Source organism: Nocardioides sp. 503 (genome assembly GCF_004522095.1).
Classification (GTDB): domain Bacteria; phylum Actinomycetota; class Actinomycetes; order Propionibacteriales; family Nocardioidaceae; genus Nocardioides.
This window is the reverse complement of sequence record NZ_SPUI01000012.1, coordinates 12,840-30,508: the sequence shown is the minus strand read 5'-3', so window position 1 is coordinate 30,508 and position 17,669 is coordinate 12,840. Positions and strand designations below refer to the sequence as shown.

Genomic DNA, 17,669 nt, shown 5'->3' with positions numbered 1-17,669 from the left:
GGGTCTCCGCCCACTCCACGAGCTGCAGGCGCAGGGCGTCCCGGACCTCCTCGAGGAGCGGGATGAGCCCGTTCTGCGTGTTGACCGCCAGCGTGGCCGCCGCGGCGAACCAGTTCTCGGCGTAGGCGAAGTAGGTCGCGTACTGCTGCATCGAGTCGTGCAGCTGCTCGGTGAAGGCCTTGAACTCGTCGTGCGACTGCCCGTGCCAGTCGTCGACGTCGAGCTCGGTCGCGTTGACCGGGATGGCCGTCTCCATCTTGGTGCGGGTCGCGGCGAACATGTCCATCGCCTCGGTGAGGTAGGAGGCCTGCGGCCGCGTGAACGAGGCGCAGATGTCGCGCAGGTAGCCACCGATGCCGGCCGCCCAGCCCACCCCGTTGTGCCAGGCCTTGTCCGCAGCCTCGTTGAGCTGTCCGGTGAGGGCGGTGAGCTCGTCCTGCGTGAGGTCGGGGAGCCCCGAGTACATGAAGGTGACCCAGAGGTCGGGCTCGTACGGCGTGGAGGTGTAGCCGAGACCCTGGATCACGCGCGGGGTGTCGGGGCCCAGCTGCTCCTGGTAGGAGTCCCACCACTCCTTCACGGCCTCGTTGCCACGCAGCCAACCCAGGTAGCGCTCGATCTCGCCGGTGAGGTCGTAGAAGAGCCCGAGGTCGAACTTGCCCTCGCTCATGAGCCGTCCTCCTCGGGGAAGCCGATGCCGTCCTGGGCCTGGTCGTACTCGTCGTTGCGCGTGTCCGCGTCCGCCTCGGGACTCACGGGCGGGGCGGAGGTCACGTAGTCGTCGCCGTCGCCCTCGTGCAGCAGGGTCTCCCCGTCGATCTGCTGGGGCACGGGTGCCTGCGCCGGCGCCCCGGTGGTCAGCTCCGCGCCCAGGCTGTTGAACACCTGCTGTGCGAACTCGTCACGCGCCACGAAGTCGTCGGCGATGTAGACCAGGCCCTCGGCGCACGCGTTGAGCGTCTTGACGGTGCGGATCAGCGCGTCGGCGACCCGTGCGCACACCGCCAGCATGTCCTGGGTCACGGCCGGGTCGCCGAGCTGGGCGGCCCGCCCGTTGAGGTCCTCGATCAGGAAGTTCACGTCGGTGGCCACGGCGCTCACGGCGTCCGCGCGGTCGGGGAAGTCCTGCCGGCCTGCCTGGTAGAGCTTGGTCAGGTTGGACCGGAGCTCGCCCTTCTCCTCGGTGCCGTAGGTGCTCATGGCGCGGTGTCCTGCTGTCCGGGTCGCATGGGGACCTTCTTCCACCACCGGTGTCTGCCCGGCGACATCCGAGTGACTTGTGGGTGAACGGATGCGGGAAGGGCTACCAGCCGCCGGGGAACCGACCCGAGCTGGACACCAGCGCGAGCGCCACCGCGGTGCTGATGGCCGCGGCCAGGAGCAGCTCCCGGCCGAGGTGGCGCCAGGGCGGGACCAGCAGCAGCACCAGCCCGAGCGAGACCGCGAGCCCGACGAGCACCACCGGGTTGGCCGCGGCGGCGACCAGGCCCAGCACGAGTCCCACGACGACCGCACGCCGTACGTCGACCGGTCGGTCGCCGCGCGGGAGCCCCACGACGGCCACCGGACCCGACGCCGGCAGCTGGTCGGGGGCCAGGGCGCGCAGGAGCAGGATCACGGTCGCGGGGTCCACCACCACGACGACGTCGCGGAAGCGGTCGCGCAGGGCGTGGCGCCGGACCAGCTCCTCGAGCCGGTGCGCCCGGTCGGCCGGCGGGAACCGCACCGGCGCCAACGACACCTCCACCTGGGGCTCGACCCGCAGCGCGAGCACCACCCGCTTGGCCTCGGCCGTCGGAGCCGTGAGGACCAGCGGGTCGCGCCGCAGGTCGTGGCGCAGGCGCGCCAGCTCGGCCTCCCCCACGCTCGTGCTCACCACGAGGACGCGCTGGTGAGCCGACACGCCTGCGAATCTAGCCGGGACCCCGGCGTGGCCGCGCCGGCGAGGTGGCCGACGACGGCAAATCGGTCGAGGCCGCCTCCGGATCTCTCCGGAAGCGGCCTCACCTGCGGTTCTTCGGTCGGGCTGACAGGATTTGAACCTGCGACCCCTTGACCCCCAGTCAAGTGCGCTACCAAGCTGCGCCACAGCCCGAATCTCCCGGCCGATTCTCGCGTTGGCCGAGCGCTGGAACACTACAACAGCGCGCCGGTCCCCGCGGAATCGGGCTCACCTCACGGCCATGCTGTCCTTGCTCTTGCGCAGCGGGGCGGTGTCCACGGCGACGAACGCCGACGCGGGGATGGTCTTGAGGTCCTCGATGAGGCGCTCGGGCCACCGGCGGTGCTGCTCGCCCTGGAAGAACCACGGCGAGCCGTTGTCGGCCAGCACCAGGCCGTAGGTCTTCATCGCGCGCACCACCCGTCGGGCGTACGGCGAGAGGCCGGCCGCCGACCACCCCGCGCGGAGCCGGAAGCGGGCGCCCATGGGAGGGACGTCGCGGCTGTCGCTGGAGCCCGCGTCGTGGCGCGCCGGCCAGAGGTGGCGCCGGGCGGTGACGTCGGTGGTGAAGCGGATCGCGTGGTCGATGCGGTCGGCGCGGACCTCGTTCCAGCGCAGCAGCCCGGGCAGGATCGGGAGACCGGCGGCGTCGGCGGAGGTCCAGCCGTCGGGCCGCAGGCGGTTGCTCCGCAGCGACCACACCGCGCCGGAGCCGGCGTGCCAGCGGCCGCCGCGCACCCGGGTGTCGTAGGTCTCGTAGAGCCGGCAGCGCCCGCGGTCGACGACGATGGCGTGCCGGTCGCCGTCGGAGGCGCGGCCGCCCTCGATGCGGGTGTCCGACCCCAGCGGGTAGCGGACCCGGTCGGACTCCGAGGCGTAGTCGAAGCCCACCCGCACCGTGCGGTGCGATGACCTCACGACGGTGACCGGGATGCCGTAGCCCGGACCGTCGCCGGACGGCCCGAAGTCGGGGTGCAGGCTCCGCCCGGTCGACATGTGGGAGAGCCACGCCCGGCTGCGCGGGTGCACTCGCAGACGGCGTACGTCGGCGTGCCACCAGCTGTCGGCGGGGAACTCCGAGCACCTGGTCCCGGCGACCGGCTTGGCGTCGACCGAGCGCGCGGCGGCGGTCTTGTCGGCCCGCGGGACGTCAGGGGACGACGTACGCGTGCCCTCCGGGCCGCCCACCGGGGACAGCACGGCCAGGGCCACCGCCCCGAGAGTCAGGGCTGCCAGGGTGCGCATCGTCACACCCTAGGTCAGCAGACCCCGACCCGCGGGACAACAGGACAGTCGGGAGTACGAGCGAAACGAGTACTCCCACTGGAATGACGAAGTCATTCCACTAGCGCTTGCGCTTCTCCCGAGGCCGCTGCTGAAGCAGGATCGGCGTCCCGACGAAGCCGAACTCCTCGCGCAGGCGGCGCTCGATGAACCGCTCGTAGGAGGCGTCGAGCTTGCCGCTGGTGAACAGGATGAACATCGGCGGCGCCGACTGGGCCTGGGTGCCGAACAGGATCTTGGGCTGCTTGCCGCTGCGCACCGGGTGCGGGTGCTCGGCGACCAGCCGACCGAGGAACGCGTTGAGCGTGCCGGTCGAGATCCGGGTCTCCCAGCCTTCGATGGCCTTGTCGATGGCCGGGACCAGCCGGTCGACGTGCCAGCCGGTGCGGGCGGTGATGTTGATGCGCGGCGCCCACTGCACCTGGACGAGGTCGCGCTCGATCTCGCGCTCGAGGTAGTAGCGGCGCTCCTCGCCGACCAGGTCCCACTTGTTGAACGCGATCACCAGCGCGCGGCCGGCCTCGCGGATGGTCTGGATGATGCGGATGTCCTGCTCGGACAGCGACTCCCCGCCGTCGACGACGAGCACGGCGACCTCGGCGCGGTCGATGGCGGTCGAGGTGCGCAGCGAGGCGTAGTACTCGTGCCCCGAGGCCTCCTTGACGCGCTTGCGGATGCCGGCGGTGTCGATGAAGCGCCAGGTGCGCCCGCCCAGCTCGATCAGCTCGTCGACGGGGTCGACCGTGGTGCCGGCGACGTTGTCGACGACCACCCGCTCCTCCCCCGCCAGGCGGTTGAGCAGCGAGGACTTGCCGACGTTGGGCTTGCCGACGATCGCGACGCGGCGCGGGCCGCCGGCCTCGTGCTCGCGTTCGGGGGGTGGCTCGGGCAGGGCGGCCAGGACGGCGTCCAGCATGTCGCCGGAGCCACGACCGTGCAGCGCCGAGACGGGCCAGGGCTCGCCCAGGCCGAGGTTCCACAGGCCGAAGGCCTCGGCCTCGGTGCGCTGGTCGTCGACCTTGTTGGCGGCCAGCACGACCGGCTTGCCGGACTTGCGCAGGATCTTGACGACCTGCTCGTCGAGGTCGGTGATGCCCACCGAGGCGTCGACGACGAACAGCACGGCGTCGGCGAGCGTCACCGCGATCTCGGCCTGCGCGGCGATGCTCTGCGCGAGGCCACGGGCGTCGGGGTCCCAGCCGCCGGTGTCGACGACCGTGAAGGCGCGCCCGGCCCAGTTGGCGTCGTAGGACACCCGGTCACGGGTCACGCCGGGGACGTCCTCCACGACCGCCTCGCGGCGGCCGATGATCCGGTTGACCAGGGTCGACTTGCCCACGTTGGGGCGCCCGACCACGGCCAGCACGGGCACCGGCCCGTCCGTGCCCTCTCGTCCGTTGTCGTCGGGCTCCAGCGTCTCGCTCACGTCGTCGTTCCTGTCACGCCACCGGAAGGGTCGGGCTCCAGCTCCCCTGACGGGAGGGGTCCCGGGAGGCGGCGGCCGGTGGTCACCAGCGCCTCACGAAGATCGTCGAGCATCCGGTCGCGCAGTCGCAAGGACGCGGTCTCCACGTCAGCGCGCCGGCGAGGCCAAGGCATCTGCTCCAGTGTGAAGGGTGCGCCGATGACGAGCTCAATCCTCGCGCCCCGGCGCGGCAGCGAGCCGGTGTGGCCGCCGGGCTCGCGGGTGCCGATCAGGATGACCGGGACGACGGGTGCGCCGGTGACCAGGGCGAGGTACGCCGCGCCGCGATGGAAGCGGTCGAGCTCGCCCGCCCCGCGCCGCCCCTCGGGGAAGACGCCGACGACTCCCCCGTCGCGCAGGACCCGCACGGCCTGCTTGACCGCCGCAGGATCGGCGACCATCCGGTCCAGCGGGATCTGGCCGGAGAGGTGCAGGAAGCGGCCCAGCCGCCCCTGGAACATCTCGATCTTGGTCAGCGCGTGCACCGGCCGGGGCGCGAAGATCGCCAGCAGCGGCCCGTCGATGACGCCGACGTGGTTGGCGGCCAGGATCACCGGACCGGCGGCCGGCACCCGCCCGGCGCCCGTCACCCGTACGTCGTAGCGGCGGCGCAGCAGCCAGCGGCTGATCGGCCGCAGGCCGCGCAGCGTCGCGCGGGGCGGGTGGGGCGTGCGGTCGGTCCGGGGTCGCTCGAGGTGGTGCGGGTCGAGGTCCCGCTGCGTGGTGGGGGCCCTCACCGGGCGGCCCGCTCGACGAGCTGCACCACCTGGTCGATGACCTCGTGGAGCGAGTGGAAGGTGGTGTCGACGTGCACGGCGCCGTCGGCCATCGTCAGGGGGGCGGTGGCGCGCCCGGAGTCGATCCGGTCGCGCTCGGCCAGGACCCGCTCGGTGGCCGCGACGTCGGTGCCGCCCTCCTCGGCGGCCCGGCGCAGGGCGCGGGCGGCGGGGTCGGCGGTGAGGTAGAGCTTGACCTCGGCCTGGGGCCAGACCACCGAGCCGATGTCGCGGCCCTCGACGACGATCCCGCCGCCGTCGATGATCCGGCGCTGGAGCTCGAGCAGCCGCGCCCGCACCTGCGGGACGGTGCTGACCGGCGACACCGAGCCGGTGACGGCCTCGGTGCGGATCTCGGTCGCGACGTCGACGCCGTCCACCTCGATGGTGGGGTCGAGCGGGTCGGTGCCCGAGACGATGGTCGGCTTCTCCGCGACCGCGGCGACGGCGTCGGCGTCGTGGATGTCGACGCCCTCACGCAGCATCCACCACGTCATCGCGCGGAACTGGGCGCCGGTGTCGAGGTAGCGCAGGCCCAGCCGGTCGGCCACGCCGCGGCAGGTGCTGGACTTGCCGGACCCCGAGGTGCCGTCCACCGCGACCACGACCTGTGCCTCGGGAGTGCTGTTCACGGGAGCGAAGCCTACCGGTGAGTCACCCAGCCCCGTGATTCGAGCGAGCCCAGGAGGTGCTCCGCCCGGTCCTCGTCCACGGTCAGCTCGACCTGCCCGACGGGGCGGCCCGGGTCGTGGTCGATGCGCACGTCCTCGATGTTGACCCCGCTCTCCCCCGCGTCGGCGAACAGCCGGGCCAGCTCGCCCGGATGGTCGGGCACGGCCACCAGGACGACGGCCGTGGGACGCGGCGGTCCGCCGTGCTTGCCCGGGATGGCGCGCGTCCCGCTGACGCCCTGGTCGAGCACGGCCTCGAGCCCGGCCCGGTCACCGGTGGCCAGGGCGGCGATCACCTCGTCGAGGCGGCCGCGCACCTCCCCGAGGAGGGCTCCGACCGCGGTCGCGTTGGCCGAGACGATCTGGCCGTAGAGCGCGGGGTCGCCCGCGGCCACGCGGGTGACGTCACGGACCCCCTGCCCCGACAGGGCCAGGTGATCGGCCGGGGCGCCGGCGAGCACGCCCGCGGCCAGCGAGGCGAGCAGGTGGGGCAGGTGCGAGGTGCGGGCCACGGCCTTGTCGTGCTCATCGGGGGTGAGCCGCACCGGGACGGCCCCGCAGAGCAGCGCGAGCGCCTCCACGAGCGCCACCGCGTCGGGGTCGGAGCCGGGGTGCGGGGTCACGGCCCACGGCCGCCCGTCGAAGAGCGCGGCGCTGGCCGCCAGCGGGCCGGAGCGCTCGCTGCCGGCCATGGGGTGGCCGCCGACGTACCGCTCGACCCCGGGGCGCTCCGCGAGCGCCGCCAGCGGCCCGGCCTTGACGCTGCCCACGTCGGTGACGACCGTCTCCCCGTCGAGCGCCCGGGAGATCTCCTCGGCGAGGTGGTCGGGGGGCACCGCGACGACGACCAGCTGCGGGCGGTCGCCCGGCGCGCTCGGTCGCCCGGCGCCCAGCCCCGAGGCGGTGCGGAGGTGGTCGTCGGAGGGGTCGGTCAGCAGCACCTCGAGACCGGCCCGGCGGCAGGCCAGCCCGATCGAGGTCCCGATCAGCCCGGCCCCGACGATCTCGACGGGACCGGTCAGCTCACTCATCCGGCACGGAGCGGACCCGGGTGAGGTCGCTGCGCAGCGCCGCGGCGCCGTGCAGGTAGACGTGGGTGATGTCGGCGCGGGGCAGGTCGGTCTCGACGTGCGCCATCATCCGCACGCAGCGCGGCATGGAGCCGGCGATCTCGAGCTCGCGCGCGCAGATCAGCGGCACCTCGCCGAAGCCGAGCTGCCGGGCGGCATAGGCCGGGAACTCCGAGACCAGGTCGGAGGTCGCGGTGAAGATGACCGAGATGAAGTCGTCGACCTCGAGGCCGTTGGAGGTCATCACGTCGGTGACCATCTCCGCGACCCGCTCGAGCATGTGCTCGCGCTCGTCGGCGTCGAGCTGGGTGGCGCCGCGCACGGCTCTGACTGGCACGCGGCCGATGCTATCGGGGCTGGTAGCTCCCGAAGGACCAGTGGTTGCCCTCTGGATCCGCGACGCTGCCGCCGCGCCCGCCGTAGTCCTGGTCGACCATGGGCCGCAGCACGGTCGCGCCCGCGGCCACGGCGCTGTCGAAGAGGGCGTCGGGGTCGTCGGTGACGAGGTAGGCCGCGGAGCCGCCGGCGTTGTCGACCGCGGCGTCGGGGCGCACCGAGCCGAACATGATGCCGCCGCCGCCGGACCACAGCCACTCGGCGTGGGCCACGACCGTGGGGTCGTGCTCGTCGCGGTAGGTCGCGTGCTCGCTGAAGCCGATGGCGCCGAGCCAGCGCATCATCGTCTCCGCGTCGCGGAAAGTCATGGTCTGCCAGTGCCGGACGTCTGCTGCCGTGGGGTTCGTCATGGCACCACCCTCACCCCGGGAGTACGCCGCCGGCTTGGACGTCGGGGAACTCCTCGCGCAGCCACGTGGTCGGCGCGCACCCCGCGAGGTCGCGCCACTCGCGGGCAAGGTGGGCCTGGTCGGCGTAGCCGCACACGGCCGCGACCTCCGCCAGGGTGCCGCCGCGCCGGGCCGCGTCCAGGACCCGGTCGCGGCTGGACTCGAAGCGCGCCACCCGCTGGTACTCCTTGGGGCTCAGCCCCGTCTCGGCCACCACGAGGTTGCGCAGGTGGCGGCGGCTGTAGCCGACCTCGTCGGCCACCGCCGCGACCGGGACGCCGCGCGACAGGCTGGCCAGCGCCCGGCCGACCTCGGCCCGCGCGCCGGGGCCGGCGTGGGCGGACAGCGCGGTCGCCAGCGCGCGGTGCAGCACGCCCGCGCGCTCGGGCCACGTCGGCGCGGCGTGGAGCTGCTCGGGGAGGTGCCGCAGGCCCGGTGCGAGGTCGTCAAGAGAGAGCAGCTGCCCGGCGATCGCGGCCGCCGGCAGCCCGAGCAGGGCGCGGGCGCCGGCGGTGGTCAGCGCCAGGAAGAAGCCCTCCTGGTGACCGTCGTGCCGGATCTCCGCCGGCGCGGCGTGCAGCCCGGCCACGCTCGACCACGACGCCCGCCGCGAGCCCGGGTCACCGCTCCAGGCGACGTCCAGCGGGGCCCCGAGGGGCAGCACGAAGGTCAGCGAGGTCCCCGGCAGCCCGCGGTGCACCCCTGGAGGCCCGACCACGTCGTAGCCGGTCAGCCAGGCGACGTACGGCCGCAGGGCGAGAGGCACCGTCAGGGGGCCGACCATGCGCCGACCCTACGCCGCGCGAGCCGTCGCCGGCCGCCTACAGCTCCGCGTCGTCGAGCAGCCGTCCGAGCTCGTCGAGGGTGAGCTCGCGCAGGTGGCCGGGCTTGAGCGAGCCGAGCGAGACGGGCCCGATGGCGGTGCGGGTCAGCTTGCGGACCGGGTGGCCGACCTCGTCGAGCAGGCGCCGCACGATGCGGTTGCGGCCCTCGTGGATGACCAGCTCGACGATCGACTTGTCGCGCGCGGCCGCGACCGTGCGCGCCTGGGTGACGGTGACGGGGCCGTCCTCGAGCGTGACGCCGGCCAGCAGCCGCTGCAGCGTGTCCTTGCCGAGCTCGCCCTCGACCTCGGCGACGTAGGTCTTGTCCACCTCGTAGGAGGGGTGGGCCATGCGCTGCGCGAAGTCGCCGTCGTTGGTCAGCAGCAGCAGCCCTGAGGTGTCGGTGTCGAGGCGCCCGACGTGGAAGAGCCGCTCCGCGCGGTGCTCGACGAGGTCGGAGATCGTGCGCCGCCCCTCGGGGTCCGACATCGTGGAGACCACGCCGGTCGGCTTGTTGAGCACGAGGTAGACCAGGTCGGAGACCGGCGGCAGGCGCTGGCCGGAGACCCGGATCACCGCGGTGCGCGGGTCGACCTTGGTGCCGAGGCGGGTGACGACCTCGCCGTCGACCTCCACCTCGCCGTCGAGCATCAGCTCCTCGCACTTGCGCCGCGACGCCACCCCCGACTGCGCCAGCAGCTTCTGCAGGCGGATCAGGCCGTCGTCGTCCGTGGCGACCTCGCGGCTCACGGCTGCGTCGCCTCGGGCGCGGTGGGCGCGGCCTCGGGTCCGCCGGCGGGCCCCTCGTGGACCGACTCCGAGGCCGCCATCTCGGCCAGCTCGTCCTCGAGGTCCTCCATGTCCGGGAGGTACGGCGCGAGCTCGGGCAGGTCGTCGACCGAGGTCACCCCGATGCGCTCCAGGAAGTAGCTGGTGGTCCGGAACAGGTTGGCCCCGGTCTCGCCGTCCTGGCCGGCCTCCTCCACGAGCCCGCGCGAGAGCAGCGTGCGCATCACCCCGTCGACGTTGACCCCGCGGATCGCCGACACCCGGGCGCGCGAGACCGGCTGCTTGTAGGCGACCACCGCGAGCGTCTCCAGCGCCGCCTGCGTCAGCCGGGCCTGCTGGCCCTCCAGGACGAACGCCTCGACGACGGCGGCGTACTCGTCGCGCGAGTAGAAGCGCCACCCGCCCGCGACGTTGCGCAGCTCGAAGCCGCGACCCTGCTCGGTGTACTCCGCCGCCAGCTCGTGCAGCGCCGCCGACACCTCGGCGGCGGGGTAGCCCACCGTCGAGGCCAGGCTCACGTCGTCGAGCGGCTGGTCGGAGACCATCAGCACCGCCTCGAGCGCGGGCCGCAGCTCGGTCAGGGGTACGGCGAGCAGGTCGCCGCCGTCGGTCTCGCGCGCCTCGGGCGCCTCGAGCACCTCGGCCGCCTCGGACACCTCAGGCTCCCCCGGGGTCTCGGGGACCGCGTCGGGCTCGGTCGGGGCGTCGGTCATGGTGTCTCCTCGTCAGCGGGCGCCGGTGCGCCCGGCTCGGGCGGCGCCCCGTCGAACTCGTCGGTGATCTCGATCTCCTCGTCCTCGGCCCCGGTCCAGCGGATCGTCAGCTCGCCCAGCGCCGTCACCTGCTCGAAGGCCACCGCGCCCTCGCGGAACAGCTCGAGCAGCGACAGGAACCGCGCCACCGTGGTGAGCCGGTCGGGCGAGTCGCCGCACAGGGCACGGAAGGTCATCGTGCCGGTGCGCCGCAGCCGGTCCACCACCAGGGCGGCCTGCTCGCGCACGCTGACCTTGTTGGCGTGGATGTGCTGCAGGGAGACCTCGAGCACCTGCTTGGGCTCCAGCGCCTTGGCCGCGAGCTCGGCGAAGCGGTCCAGCCCGATGCCGATGAGCACCTCGGGGAGCAGGGTGGCGTAGCGCTCCTCCATCTCCACCGCGCGCGGGAAGCGGCGCGACTCCTCGGCCAGCCGCACCTCGAGGAAGCCGGCGACCTGCTTGAACGCCTTGTACTGCAGCAGCCGTGCGAAGAGCAGGTCGCGGGCCTCGAGCAGCGCCAGGTCCTCCTCGTCCTCGACGTCGCCCTGGGGCAGGAGGCGCGCGGCCTTGAGGTCCAGCAGGGTCGAGGCCACGAGCAGGAACGACGTGGTCTGCTCGAGGTCCCAGACCGGTCCTCCGGCCTTGACGTGCGCGATGAACTCGTCGGTCACGCGCGAGAGCGCGACCTCGGTGATGTCGAGCTTGTGCTTGGAGATGAGGCTCAGCAGGAGGTCGAAGGGACCCTCGAAGTTGTCGAGCCGCAGCTCGAAGCCGGGAGCCTGCTCACCCGCCTCGCCGGGGGCAGCGAGGGCGGTCATCCCTCGGTCAGCCGCCGCACCAGCACGCTGTCGTCCCCGTGGGCGTCGAAGTCGGCCAGCACCAGCGCCACCGCCTCGCGGACCAGCCGGCCGCGGTCGACCGCCAGGCCGTGGCCGCTGCGCAGCGCGAGGCGCGCCTGCTCGATGTGGATCAGCTCGTCGGAGGTGACGTAGACGGTCATCTTCTCGTCGTGGCGGATCCGGCCGCTGGGCTTGGGCAGCGTCGCCGACTCGGCCTCGGCCGGCTCGGCGGTCTCGGGGGCGTCCGGGACCGCGTGGACGGCGGTGGGCCGGAACAGGTCGTCGGCCGTGGGCATGCTCACGCGTCGAGGCACCGTGCGAGCACCTCCCTCGAGAGCTGGCGGTAGGACTCGGCGCCGCCCGAGGTGGAGGCGTAGGAGGTGATCGGCTCCCCCGCGACGGTCGCGTCGGAGAACTTCACGGTGCGACGGATGACGGTGTGGAAGACCTTGTCGCCCCAGGCCTGCACGAGCCGCTCCATGACCTCGCGGGAGTGCAGCGTGCGGCCGTCGAACATCGTGCCGAGCACCCCGTCGATCTCCAGCTGCGGGTTGAGGCGCTCGCGCACCTTGTCGATCGTGGTCTTGAGCAGCGCGACGCCGCGCAGCGCGAAGTACTCGCACTCCAGCGGGATGATCACGCCGTGCGAGGCCGTCAGCGCGTTGACGGTGAGCAGCCCGAGCGAGGGCTGGCAGTCGATGAGGATGACGTCGTACTGGGAGAGCGCCGGGGCCAGCACCCGCTGGAGGGTCTGCTCGCGGGCCACCTCGTGCACCAGCTGCACCTCGGCGGCCGACAGGTCGATGTTGGACGGCAGCAGGTCCATGCCCGGCACGCCGGTGGGGACCACGACGTCCTCGACGCTCACGTCGCGCTGCATCAGCAGGTTGTAGATCGACAGGTCCATCTCGTGCGGGTTGAGCCCCAGGCCGACCGACAGCGAGCCCTGCGGGTCGAAGTCGACGAGCAGCACCTTGCGGCCGTACTCCGCCAGCGCCGCGCCGAGGTTGATGGTCGTCGTGGTCTTGCCCACGCCGCCCTTCTGGTTGCACATCGAGATCACCCGCGCGCGGTGCTCGCCGGTGACGGGTCGCGGCTCGGGCAGGTGCGGCATCGGGCGGCCGGTCGGGCCGAGGACGACCGCGGGCACGTCGACGTCGTCGAGGGCCGGCTCGCGCTCGGGCGCGGGGGCGGAGGGGGCCTCGTTGCTGGCGGCCATCTCGGGCATGCCGGCGCGGGGGCGTTCGAAGGGAAGGGGGTCGGACACGACGTGCTCATCTCGGTCGGGAGGGGAAGGGACCGGTGCCCGGGGAGGCATGTCGGGTGCGGCGCTGCCACCGCTGCCGTGGCTCGGGGGGTAGTTCCCGTTGCTGCTCATGTGCCACTCCTCGTGGGTTCTCCGAGACCGGTCGGGGCTCTGCTCCCCATCACACAATGTCGACACGACGACATTGCGGAGACTCGCCGCGGACTCTAGGCCCGGTCCCGACGATGCACCTACTCGTTGCCGGATTCCCACAGGGGCAAGGGAAAGGTGTGGAGAGGATGTGCACTCGCGCGCGCTCCCCTGCACAGGCCGGGACTCCCCTGTGCACTTTCCTGTGGAGGAACGACGCCGGTGGTCCAGGCCGCGACGAGAGCGTCGAGACGGCTCGTCAGGCGCGGACGAGCCCGGCGTCGTAGGACGACCAGGCCGGGTCGCGCAGCGCCGGGCAGTGCTCCGGCGTGGGGTGGTGGGCGAGGTCGATGAGCGCGTCCAGGGCGTCGCGCGCGGCCGCGAGGTCCGCCATGGCGGCGGTGATCCGGTCGCGCTCGGCCGCGAGCATGGCGAAGGCCTCCGGCGAGCCGTGCCCGGTGTCGACGCACGGCAGCAGCTGGCGGATCGTGCGGCTCGGCAGGCCGGCGGTGAAGAACTGCTGGATCATCTGCACCCGCTCGACGGCGGACTCGGCATAGCTCCGCTGCCCGCTGCCGGTGCGCTCGGGAGCGATCAGGCCCTGCTCCTCGTAGTAGCGCAGCGCCCGCGTGCTGACCCCGGCCCGGTCGGCCACCTCACCGATGCGCATGTACGTCTCCCTGCCGGTCCGTGCTGTGTCGTCGGTCTCGCCGACTTGCCCTTGACGTCAACGTCAGGTCCTAGCGTAGCCGACGCCGGGCCACCGAGGCCGGCCTCGTCAGACCTCACCCGAAAGCAAGGAACCGATGAACATTCCCGACCAGGTCGCCCTCGTCACCGGAGCCAACCGCGGCATCGGGCGCCAGTTCGTGCTCGAGCTGCTCGAGCGCGGCGCCACGAAGGTGTACGCCACGGCCCGCCGTCCCGAGACCCTCGACTTCGAGGACAGCCGGGTGGTGCCGCTGCGGCTCGACCTCCTCGACCACGACTCCGTCGTCGCAGCGGCGGCCGCCGTGCCCGACCTCACCCTCCTGGTCAACAACGCCGGCATCTCCACCGGCGCCCCGCTGGTGACCGGCGACCTCGCCGAGGTCCGCCGCGAGATGGACACCCACTTCTGGGGCACGCTCGACGTCATCCGCGAGACCAGCCCGGTGCTCGCGGCCAACGGCGGGGGCGCGATCGTCAACGTCCTGTCGGCGCTGTCGTGGTTCGCCGCTCCGGGCAGCGGCTCCTACTCCGCGGCCAAGGCGGCGGAGTGGAACATGACCAACGGCGTCCGCCTCGAGCTCGCCGCCCAGGGCACCTTCGTGCAGGGCGTCCTGCTGGGTGCGGCGGACACGGACCTCACCGACGGCTACGACGGACCCAAGATCGACCCCCGCGACGTGCCTCGGCTCTCGCTCGACGGACTGACCACGGGCGCGATCGAGGTCGTCGTCGACGACTGGACCGCGATGGTCAAGGCCTCGCTGGCCGGCGACCCCGCCGAGTTCTACGCGCAGATCGCCCAGCTGCTGGGCTGAGAACTCCGAACGGGCGCTCAGTCGCCCAGGCAGCGCATGGCGGTGGTGGTCAGCGCCAGCTCGCCCAGCTCGTCGGAGACGTCCAGGTCGACCACGGCCTCGATCACCCAGTCGTGGTCGCCCGCGGGGTCGTGGATGGTCTGGCGGACCTCCCAGCGCCGTCCGGTGCGCTGGACGGCGAGCAGCTGCGGGCCGCGCGCGTCCGGGCCGAAGTCGACGGTGTCGTGCTCGGCGTAGTACTCCTCGATCGCCGCGTCCCAGGCCGAGCGGGTCATCAGCACCTCGCCGGGCGGGTCCGTGCGGTCCGCGGCGGCGCGCTCGACGGCCATCAGGCCGTCGAGGTCGTCGCGGGCGACCAGCTCCACCCGACGGAACATCGCGTTGCGGATCATGATCGCGAAGGGCCGCTCCTGCGCGGAGATCGGCCGGTTCATGGGCGGCGGGGTGCCCTCGGCGAGCGCCTTCGCGACCTGCTCGGGGTCGGAGAGCGCCTCCCACTCGTCGAGCAGCGAGGAGTCGGTCTGGCGCACCGTCTCCCCCAGCCACTCGACGAGGTCGTCGAGCTCGGGGGTGCGGTGCGCCTCGGGCACGGTCTGGCGCAGCGTCCGGTAGGCGTCGGTGAGGTAGCGCAGCACCAGCCCCTCGGACCGCGCCAGCTCGTAGCGACCCACGAAGTCGGTGAACCCCATCCCCTGCTCGTACATCTCCCGGACGATCGACTTGGGGTCGAGCGCGTCCTCGCGCAGCCAGGGGTGGGTGCCGCGGTAGATCTCGTAGACGCCCTCGAGCATCTCGGCGAGCGGCTGGGGCCAGGTGATGGCGTCGAGCAGCAGCATCCGCTCGTCGTACTCGATGCCGTCGGCCTTCATCTCGCCGATCGCGACCCCCCGCGCCGCGCGCTGCTGGGCGAACAGGACCTGGCGGGGCGAGTCGAGCACGGACTCCATCACCGAGACGATGTCCAGGGTGTAGGTCTCGCTCTCGGGGTCGAGCACGTCGAGGGCGGCGAGCGCGAAGTGCGCCAGCGGCTGGTTGAGGGCGAAGTCCTCGGGCAGGTCGACGGTGAGGACGTAGCGGCGCCCGAACTCGTCGGGCTCCTCGAGGCGGGTGACGGTCCCGGAGCGCAGCAGGCTGCGCACCAGGCGCAGCGCGCGCCGGCTGAGCCGCAGCTGGCCGCGGCGGTCCTCGTGGTTGTCCGTCAGCAGGCTGCGCAGGACCGGGAACGCGTCCTCCTCGCGGGCCAGGACGTTGACGAGCATCGCGTTGTCGACCTTCATGCGCGACTGCAGCCGCTCGGACTCGCCGTTGACGAGCTTGTCGAAGGTCTGCTCGGTCCACACGACCATGCCCTCGGGGGGCTTCCTCAGCTGCGGCTTGCTCTTCTTCTTGGCCTGCTTCTCGGCGCTCATCGACGCGTTCTTGGCGTCGGACTTCTTGCGTGCCCTGTCGTTCTCGATGACGTGCTCGGGCGCCTGCACGACGACGTAGCCGGCGGTGTCGAAGCCCGCGCGGCCCGCACGACCCGCGATCTGGAGGAACTCGCGGGTGCGCAGGATCCGCTGGCGGCTGCCGTCGAACTTCGCCAGCCCGCTGAAGAGCACCGTGCGGATCGGCACGTTGATGCCGACGCCGAGGGTGTCGGTGCCGCAGATGACCGTGAGCAGCCCGGCCTGGGCCAGCTGCTCGACGAGGCGGCGGTAGCGCGGGAGCATGCCGGCGTGGTGGATGCCGACCCCCCGGCGCACCATCTTGGAGAGCGTCTTCCCGAAGCCGGCCCCGAAGCGGAAGGCCCCGATGGTGGCGGCGATCGCCTCCTTGTCGGCCTCGCTGACCTTGCCGATGGCCGAGCTCGGCGACAGCAGGCTGGTGGCGTGCTCGACGGCGTCCTTCTGGGTGAAGTGCACGACGTAGACGGGCGCCTGCCGCTCCTCCACGAGCCGCTGCACGGTGTCGTCGAGCGGCGTCAGCGCCCACTCGAAGGACAGCGGCACCGGCCGCTCGGCGTCGTCGACGATCGCGGTCTCCCGCCCGGTGCGCCGGCTCAGGTCCTCGGCGATCTCCGTGACGTCGCCGAGGGTGGCCGACATCAGCAGGAACTGCGCGTGCGGCAGGGTCAGGAGCGGCACCTGCCAGGCCCAGCCGCGGTCGGGCTCGGCGTAGTAGTGGAACTCGTCCATCACGACGAGCCCCACGTCGGCCGACGCCCCCTCGCGCAGCGCGATGTTGGCGAGGACCTCCGCGGTGCAGCAGATGATGGGGGCGTCGACGTTGACCGAGGCGTCGCCGGTGAGCATGCCGACGTTCTCGGCGCCGAAGACCCCGCAGAGGGCGAAGAACTTCTCGCTCACCAGCGCCTTGATCGGCGCGGTGTAGAAGCTCACCCGGTCGTCGGCGAGCGCCGCCATGTGCGCGCCGATCGCGACGAGCGACTTGCCCGAGCCGGTGGGCGTCGCCAGGACGACGTTGCTGCCGCCCAGCAGCTCGATGACGGCCTCGTCCTGGTGCGGGTAGAGCTCGAGGCCCTCCCCGGCCGCCCAGGTGGTGATCTCGTCGTAGACCTTGTCCGGGTCGAGGGTGCGCGCCATCAGTCGCGCGCCCGCGGGTGCGCGGTGGCGAAGACCTCGCGCAGGTTGTCGACGGTGACCAGCGTGTAGACCTGCGTCGTGGTCACCGACGCGTGCCCGAGCAGCTCCTGCACGACACGCACGTCGGCGCCGCCGTCGAGCAGGTGGGTCGCGAAGGAGTGCCGCATGGTGTGCGGCGAGACGTCGCGGGTGACCCCGGCGCGGTCGGCGGCCTTGGCCAGCACGGCCCACGCGGACTGCCGGGACAGCCGGCCACCGCGGGCGTTGAGGAACAGCGCGCCACCCACGGCCCCGGAGCCGGTCGCGACCAGCTCGGGGCGCGCCCGCACGAGGTAGGCCGCGAGCGCCTCCCGGGCGAACGACCCGATCGGCACCAGCCGCTCCTTGCTGCCCTTGCCGCGCAGCAGGACCGTGCCGTCGACGTCGTCGAGGTCGTCGACGTCGAGCCCCACCGCCTCCGAGATCCGGGCACCGGTGCCGTAGAGCACCTCCAGCAGCGCACGGTCGCGCAGCGCCAGGGTGGTGCCCGGGGCGCCCGCCGCCTCCAGGATGGCCTCCACGTCGGAGAGCGGCAGCGCCTTGGGCAGCCGCTTCGCCGCGGCGGGCGGCTTGACGCCGCTGGCCGGGTCGAGCGTCGCGAGCCCGTCGGCCACGGCGAACTTGTGGAAGCCCCGCACCGCGACCACGGTGCGCGCCGCGGACGTCGCGCTCAGCGGCGGGTGGTCGGCGTCGCCCTCGCGCAGCCGCATCAGGAAGCCGGCCACGGTCGCCTCGTCGACCTGCTCCAGGCGCTCCACGCCCTCGCCCGCGAGGTGCGCGCGGTAGCGGCGCAGGTCGCGCCGGTAGGACGTCAGCGTGTTGGTCGCCAGGCCCTTCTCGACCGAGAGGTGCTCGAGGTAGGTGCGCACGGCCCGGTCGACGTCGCCGGTCGACGTCGCGGGTCCTGGTCCGGTCGTGGCGGCCAA

General features: G+C 73.0%; 19 protein-coding genes and 1 tRNA gene. 1 reads left to right on the top strand and 19 read right to left on the bottom strand.

Annotation, left to right across the window (positions count from 1 at the left end; translation table 11 throughout):
- Window positions 1-666: 666 nt before the first annotated feature.
- From E4622_RS21990 to E4622_RS21910, 17 genes are all read right to left on the bottom strand, one after another.
- Window positions 667-1,200 carry a hypothetical protein gene (locus E4622_RS21990; RefSeq protein WP_134742377.1) on the bottom strand — a complete coding sequence of 178 codons (534 nt, stop codon included), beginning with the start codon at window positions 1,198-1,200 and terminating at the stop codon, window positions 667-669.
- A gap of 103 nt (window positions 1,201-1,303) precedes the next feature.
- Window positions 1,304-1,903: a hypothetical protein gene (locus tag E4622_RS21985; protein ID WP_134742376.1), complete on the bottom strand. Its 600-nt coding sequence runs from the start codon at window positions 1,901-1,903 to the stop codon at window positions 1,304-1,306.
- A 118-nt stretch (window positions 1,904-2,021) separates the two neighbouring features.
- Window positions 2,022-2,095: transfer RNA gene (locus tag E4622_RS21980), tRNA-Pro, on the bottom strand.
- A 75-nt stretch (window positions 2,096-2,170) separates the two neighbouring features.
- Complete coding sequence (locus tag E4622_RS21975; protein WP_134742375.1) at window positions 2,171-3,187, bottom strand: hypothetical protein; 1,017 nt, start codon at window positions 3,185-3,187, stop codon at window positions 2,171-2,173.
- 100 nt (window positions 3,188-3,287) lie between these two features.
- Window positions 3,288-4,652, bottom strand: a complete 1,365-nt coding sequence (der, locus tag E4622_RS21970; RefSeq protein ID WP_209022051.1) for a ribosome biogenesis GTPase Der — start codon at window positions 4,650-4,652, stop codon at window positions 3,288-3,290.
- Window positions 4,649-5,428: a lysophospholipid acyltransferase family protein gene (locus tag E4622_RS21965; protein ID WP_134742374.1), complete on the bottom strand. Its 780-nt coding sequence runs from the start codon at window positions 5,426-5,428 to the stop codon at window positions 4,649-4,651. Before E4622_RS21965 ends, der begins: the two co-directional genes overlap by 4 nt.
- Window positions 5,425-6,099, bottom strand: a complete 675-nt coding sequence (cmk, locus tag E4622_RS21960) for a (d)CMP kinase (RefSeq protein ID WP_245156155.1) — start codon at window positions 6,097-6,099, stop codon at window positions 5,425-5,427. The genes E4622_RS21965 and cmk overlap by 4 nt, the downstream gene beginning before the upstream one ends.
- An 11-nt stretch (window positions 6,100-6,110) precedes the next feature.
- Window positions 6,111-7,169: a prephenate dehydrogenase gene (locus E4622_RS21955; RefSeq protein WP_134742372.1), complete on the bottom strand. Its 1,059-nt coding sequence runs from the start codon at window positions 7,167-7,169 to the stop codon at window positions 6,111-6,113.
- Window positions 7,162-7,545, bottom strand: a complete 384-nt coding sequence (gene aroH / locus E4622_RS21950) for a chorismate mutase (RefSeq protein WP_134742371.1) — start codon at window positions 7,543-7,545, stop codon at window positions 7,162-7,164. The genes E4622_RS21955 and aroH overlap by 8 nt, the downstream gene beginning before the upstream one ends.
- 10 nt (window positions 7,546-7,555) lie before the next feature.
- Entirely contained in the window at window positions 7,556-7,954 is a 399-nt protein-coding gene (locus E4622_RS21945) for a VOC family protein (protein WP_134742370.1), read from the bottom strand.
- A 10-nt stretch (window positions 7,955-7,964) separates the two neighbouring features.
- Window positions 7,965-8,777, bottom strand: coding sequence for an AraC family transcriptional regulator (locus E4622_RS21940; RefSeq protein WP_134742369.1), 813 nt, complete (start codon window positions 8,775-8,777; stop codon window positions 7,965-7,967).
- 37 nt (window positions 8,778-8,814) lie between these two features.
- Window positions 8,815-9,567 carry a pseudouridine synthase gene (locus tag E4622_RS21935; protein WP_134742368.1) on the bottom strand — a complete coding sequence of 251 codons (753 nt, stop codon included), beginning with the start codon at window positions 9,565-9,567 and terminating at the stop codon, window positions 8,815-8,817.
- On the bottom strand, window positions 9,564-10,319 hold the full coding sequence (gene scpB / locus E4622_RS21930; RefSeq protein WP_134742367.1) for an SMC-Scp complex subunit ScpB: 756 nt from the start codon (window positions 10,317-10,319) through the stop codon (window positions 9,564-9,566). Before scpB ends, E4622_RS21935 begins: the two co-directional genes overlap by 4 nt.
- Complete coding sequence (locus E4622_RS21925; protein ID WP_134742366.1) at window positions 10,316-11,176, bottom strand: segregation/condensation protein A; 861 nt, start codon at window positions 11,174-11,176, stop codon at window positions 10,316-10,318. The genes scpB and E4622_RS21925 overlap by 4 nt, the downstream gene beginning before the upstream one ends.
- Window positions 11,173-11,511 carry a hypothetical protein gene (locus tag E4622_RS21920; RefSeq protein ID WP_134742365.1) on the bottom strand — a complete coding sequence of 113 codons (339 nt, stop codon included), beginning with the start codon at window positions 11,509-11,511 and terminating at the stop codon, window positions 11,173-11,175. The genes E4622_RS21925 and E4622_RS21920 overlap by 4 nt, the downstream gene beginning before the upstream one ends.
- Entirely contained in the window at window positions 11,496-12,311 is an 816-nt protein-coding gene (locus E4622_RS21915; RefSeq protein ID WP_245156158.1) for a ParA family protein, read from the bottom strand. Before E4622_RS21915 ends, E4622_RS21920 begins: the two co-directional genes overlap by 16 nt.
- A 541-nt stretch (window positions 12,312-12,852) precedes the next feature.
- Window positions 12,853-13,263, bottom strand: coding sequence for a MerR family transcriptional regulator (locus E4622_RS21910; RefSeq protein WP_134742364.1), 411 nt, complete (start codon window positions 13,261-13,263; stop codon window positions 12,853-12,855).
- Window positions 13,264-13,399: 136 nt separating this feature from the next.
- Between E4622_RS21910 and E4622_RS21905 the strand changes: the two genes are divergently transcribed.
- Window positions 13,400-14,119, top strand: coding sequence for an SDR family oxidoreductase (locus E4622_RS21905; RefSeq protein WP_134742363.1), 720 nt, complete (start codon window positions 13,400-13,402; stop codon window positions 14,117-14,119).
- 17 nt (window positions 14,120-14,136) lie between these two features.
- Here the strand turns inward: E4622_RS21905 and E4622_RS21900 are convergent, their stop codons facing one another.
- Window positions 14,137-16,704 (bottom strand): DEAD/DEAH box helicase, encoded by a 2,568-nt coding sequence (locus tag E4622_RS21900; protein WP_134742362.1) that lies wholly within the window; start codon window positions 16,702-16,704, stop codon window positions 14,137-14,139.
- A complete protein-coding gene (xerD, locus tag E4622_RS21895) occupies window positions 16,704-17,669 on the bottom strand; it encodes a site-specific tyrosine recombinase XerD (RefSeq protein WP_134742361.1) in 966 nt (321 codons plus the stop codon). The genes E4622_RS21900 and xerD overlap by 1 nt, the downstream gene beginning before the upstream one ends.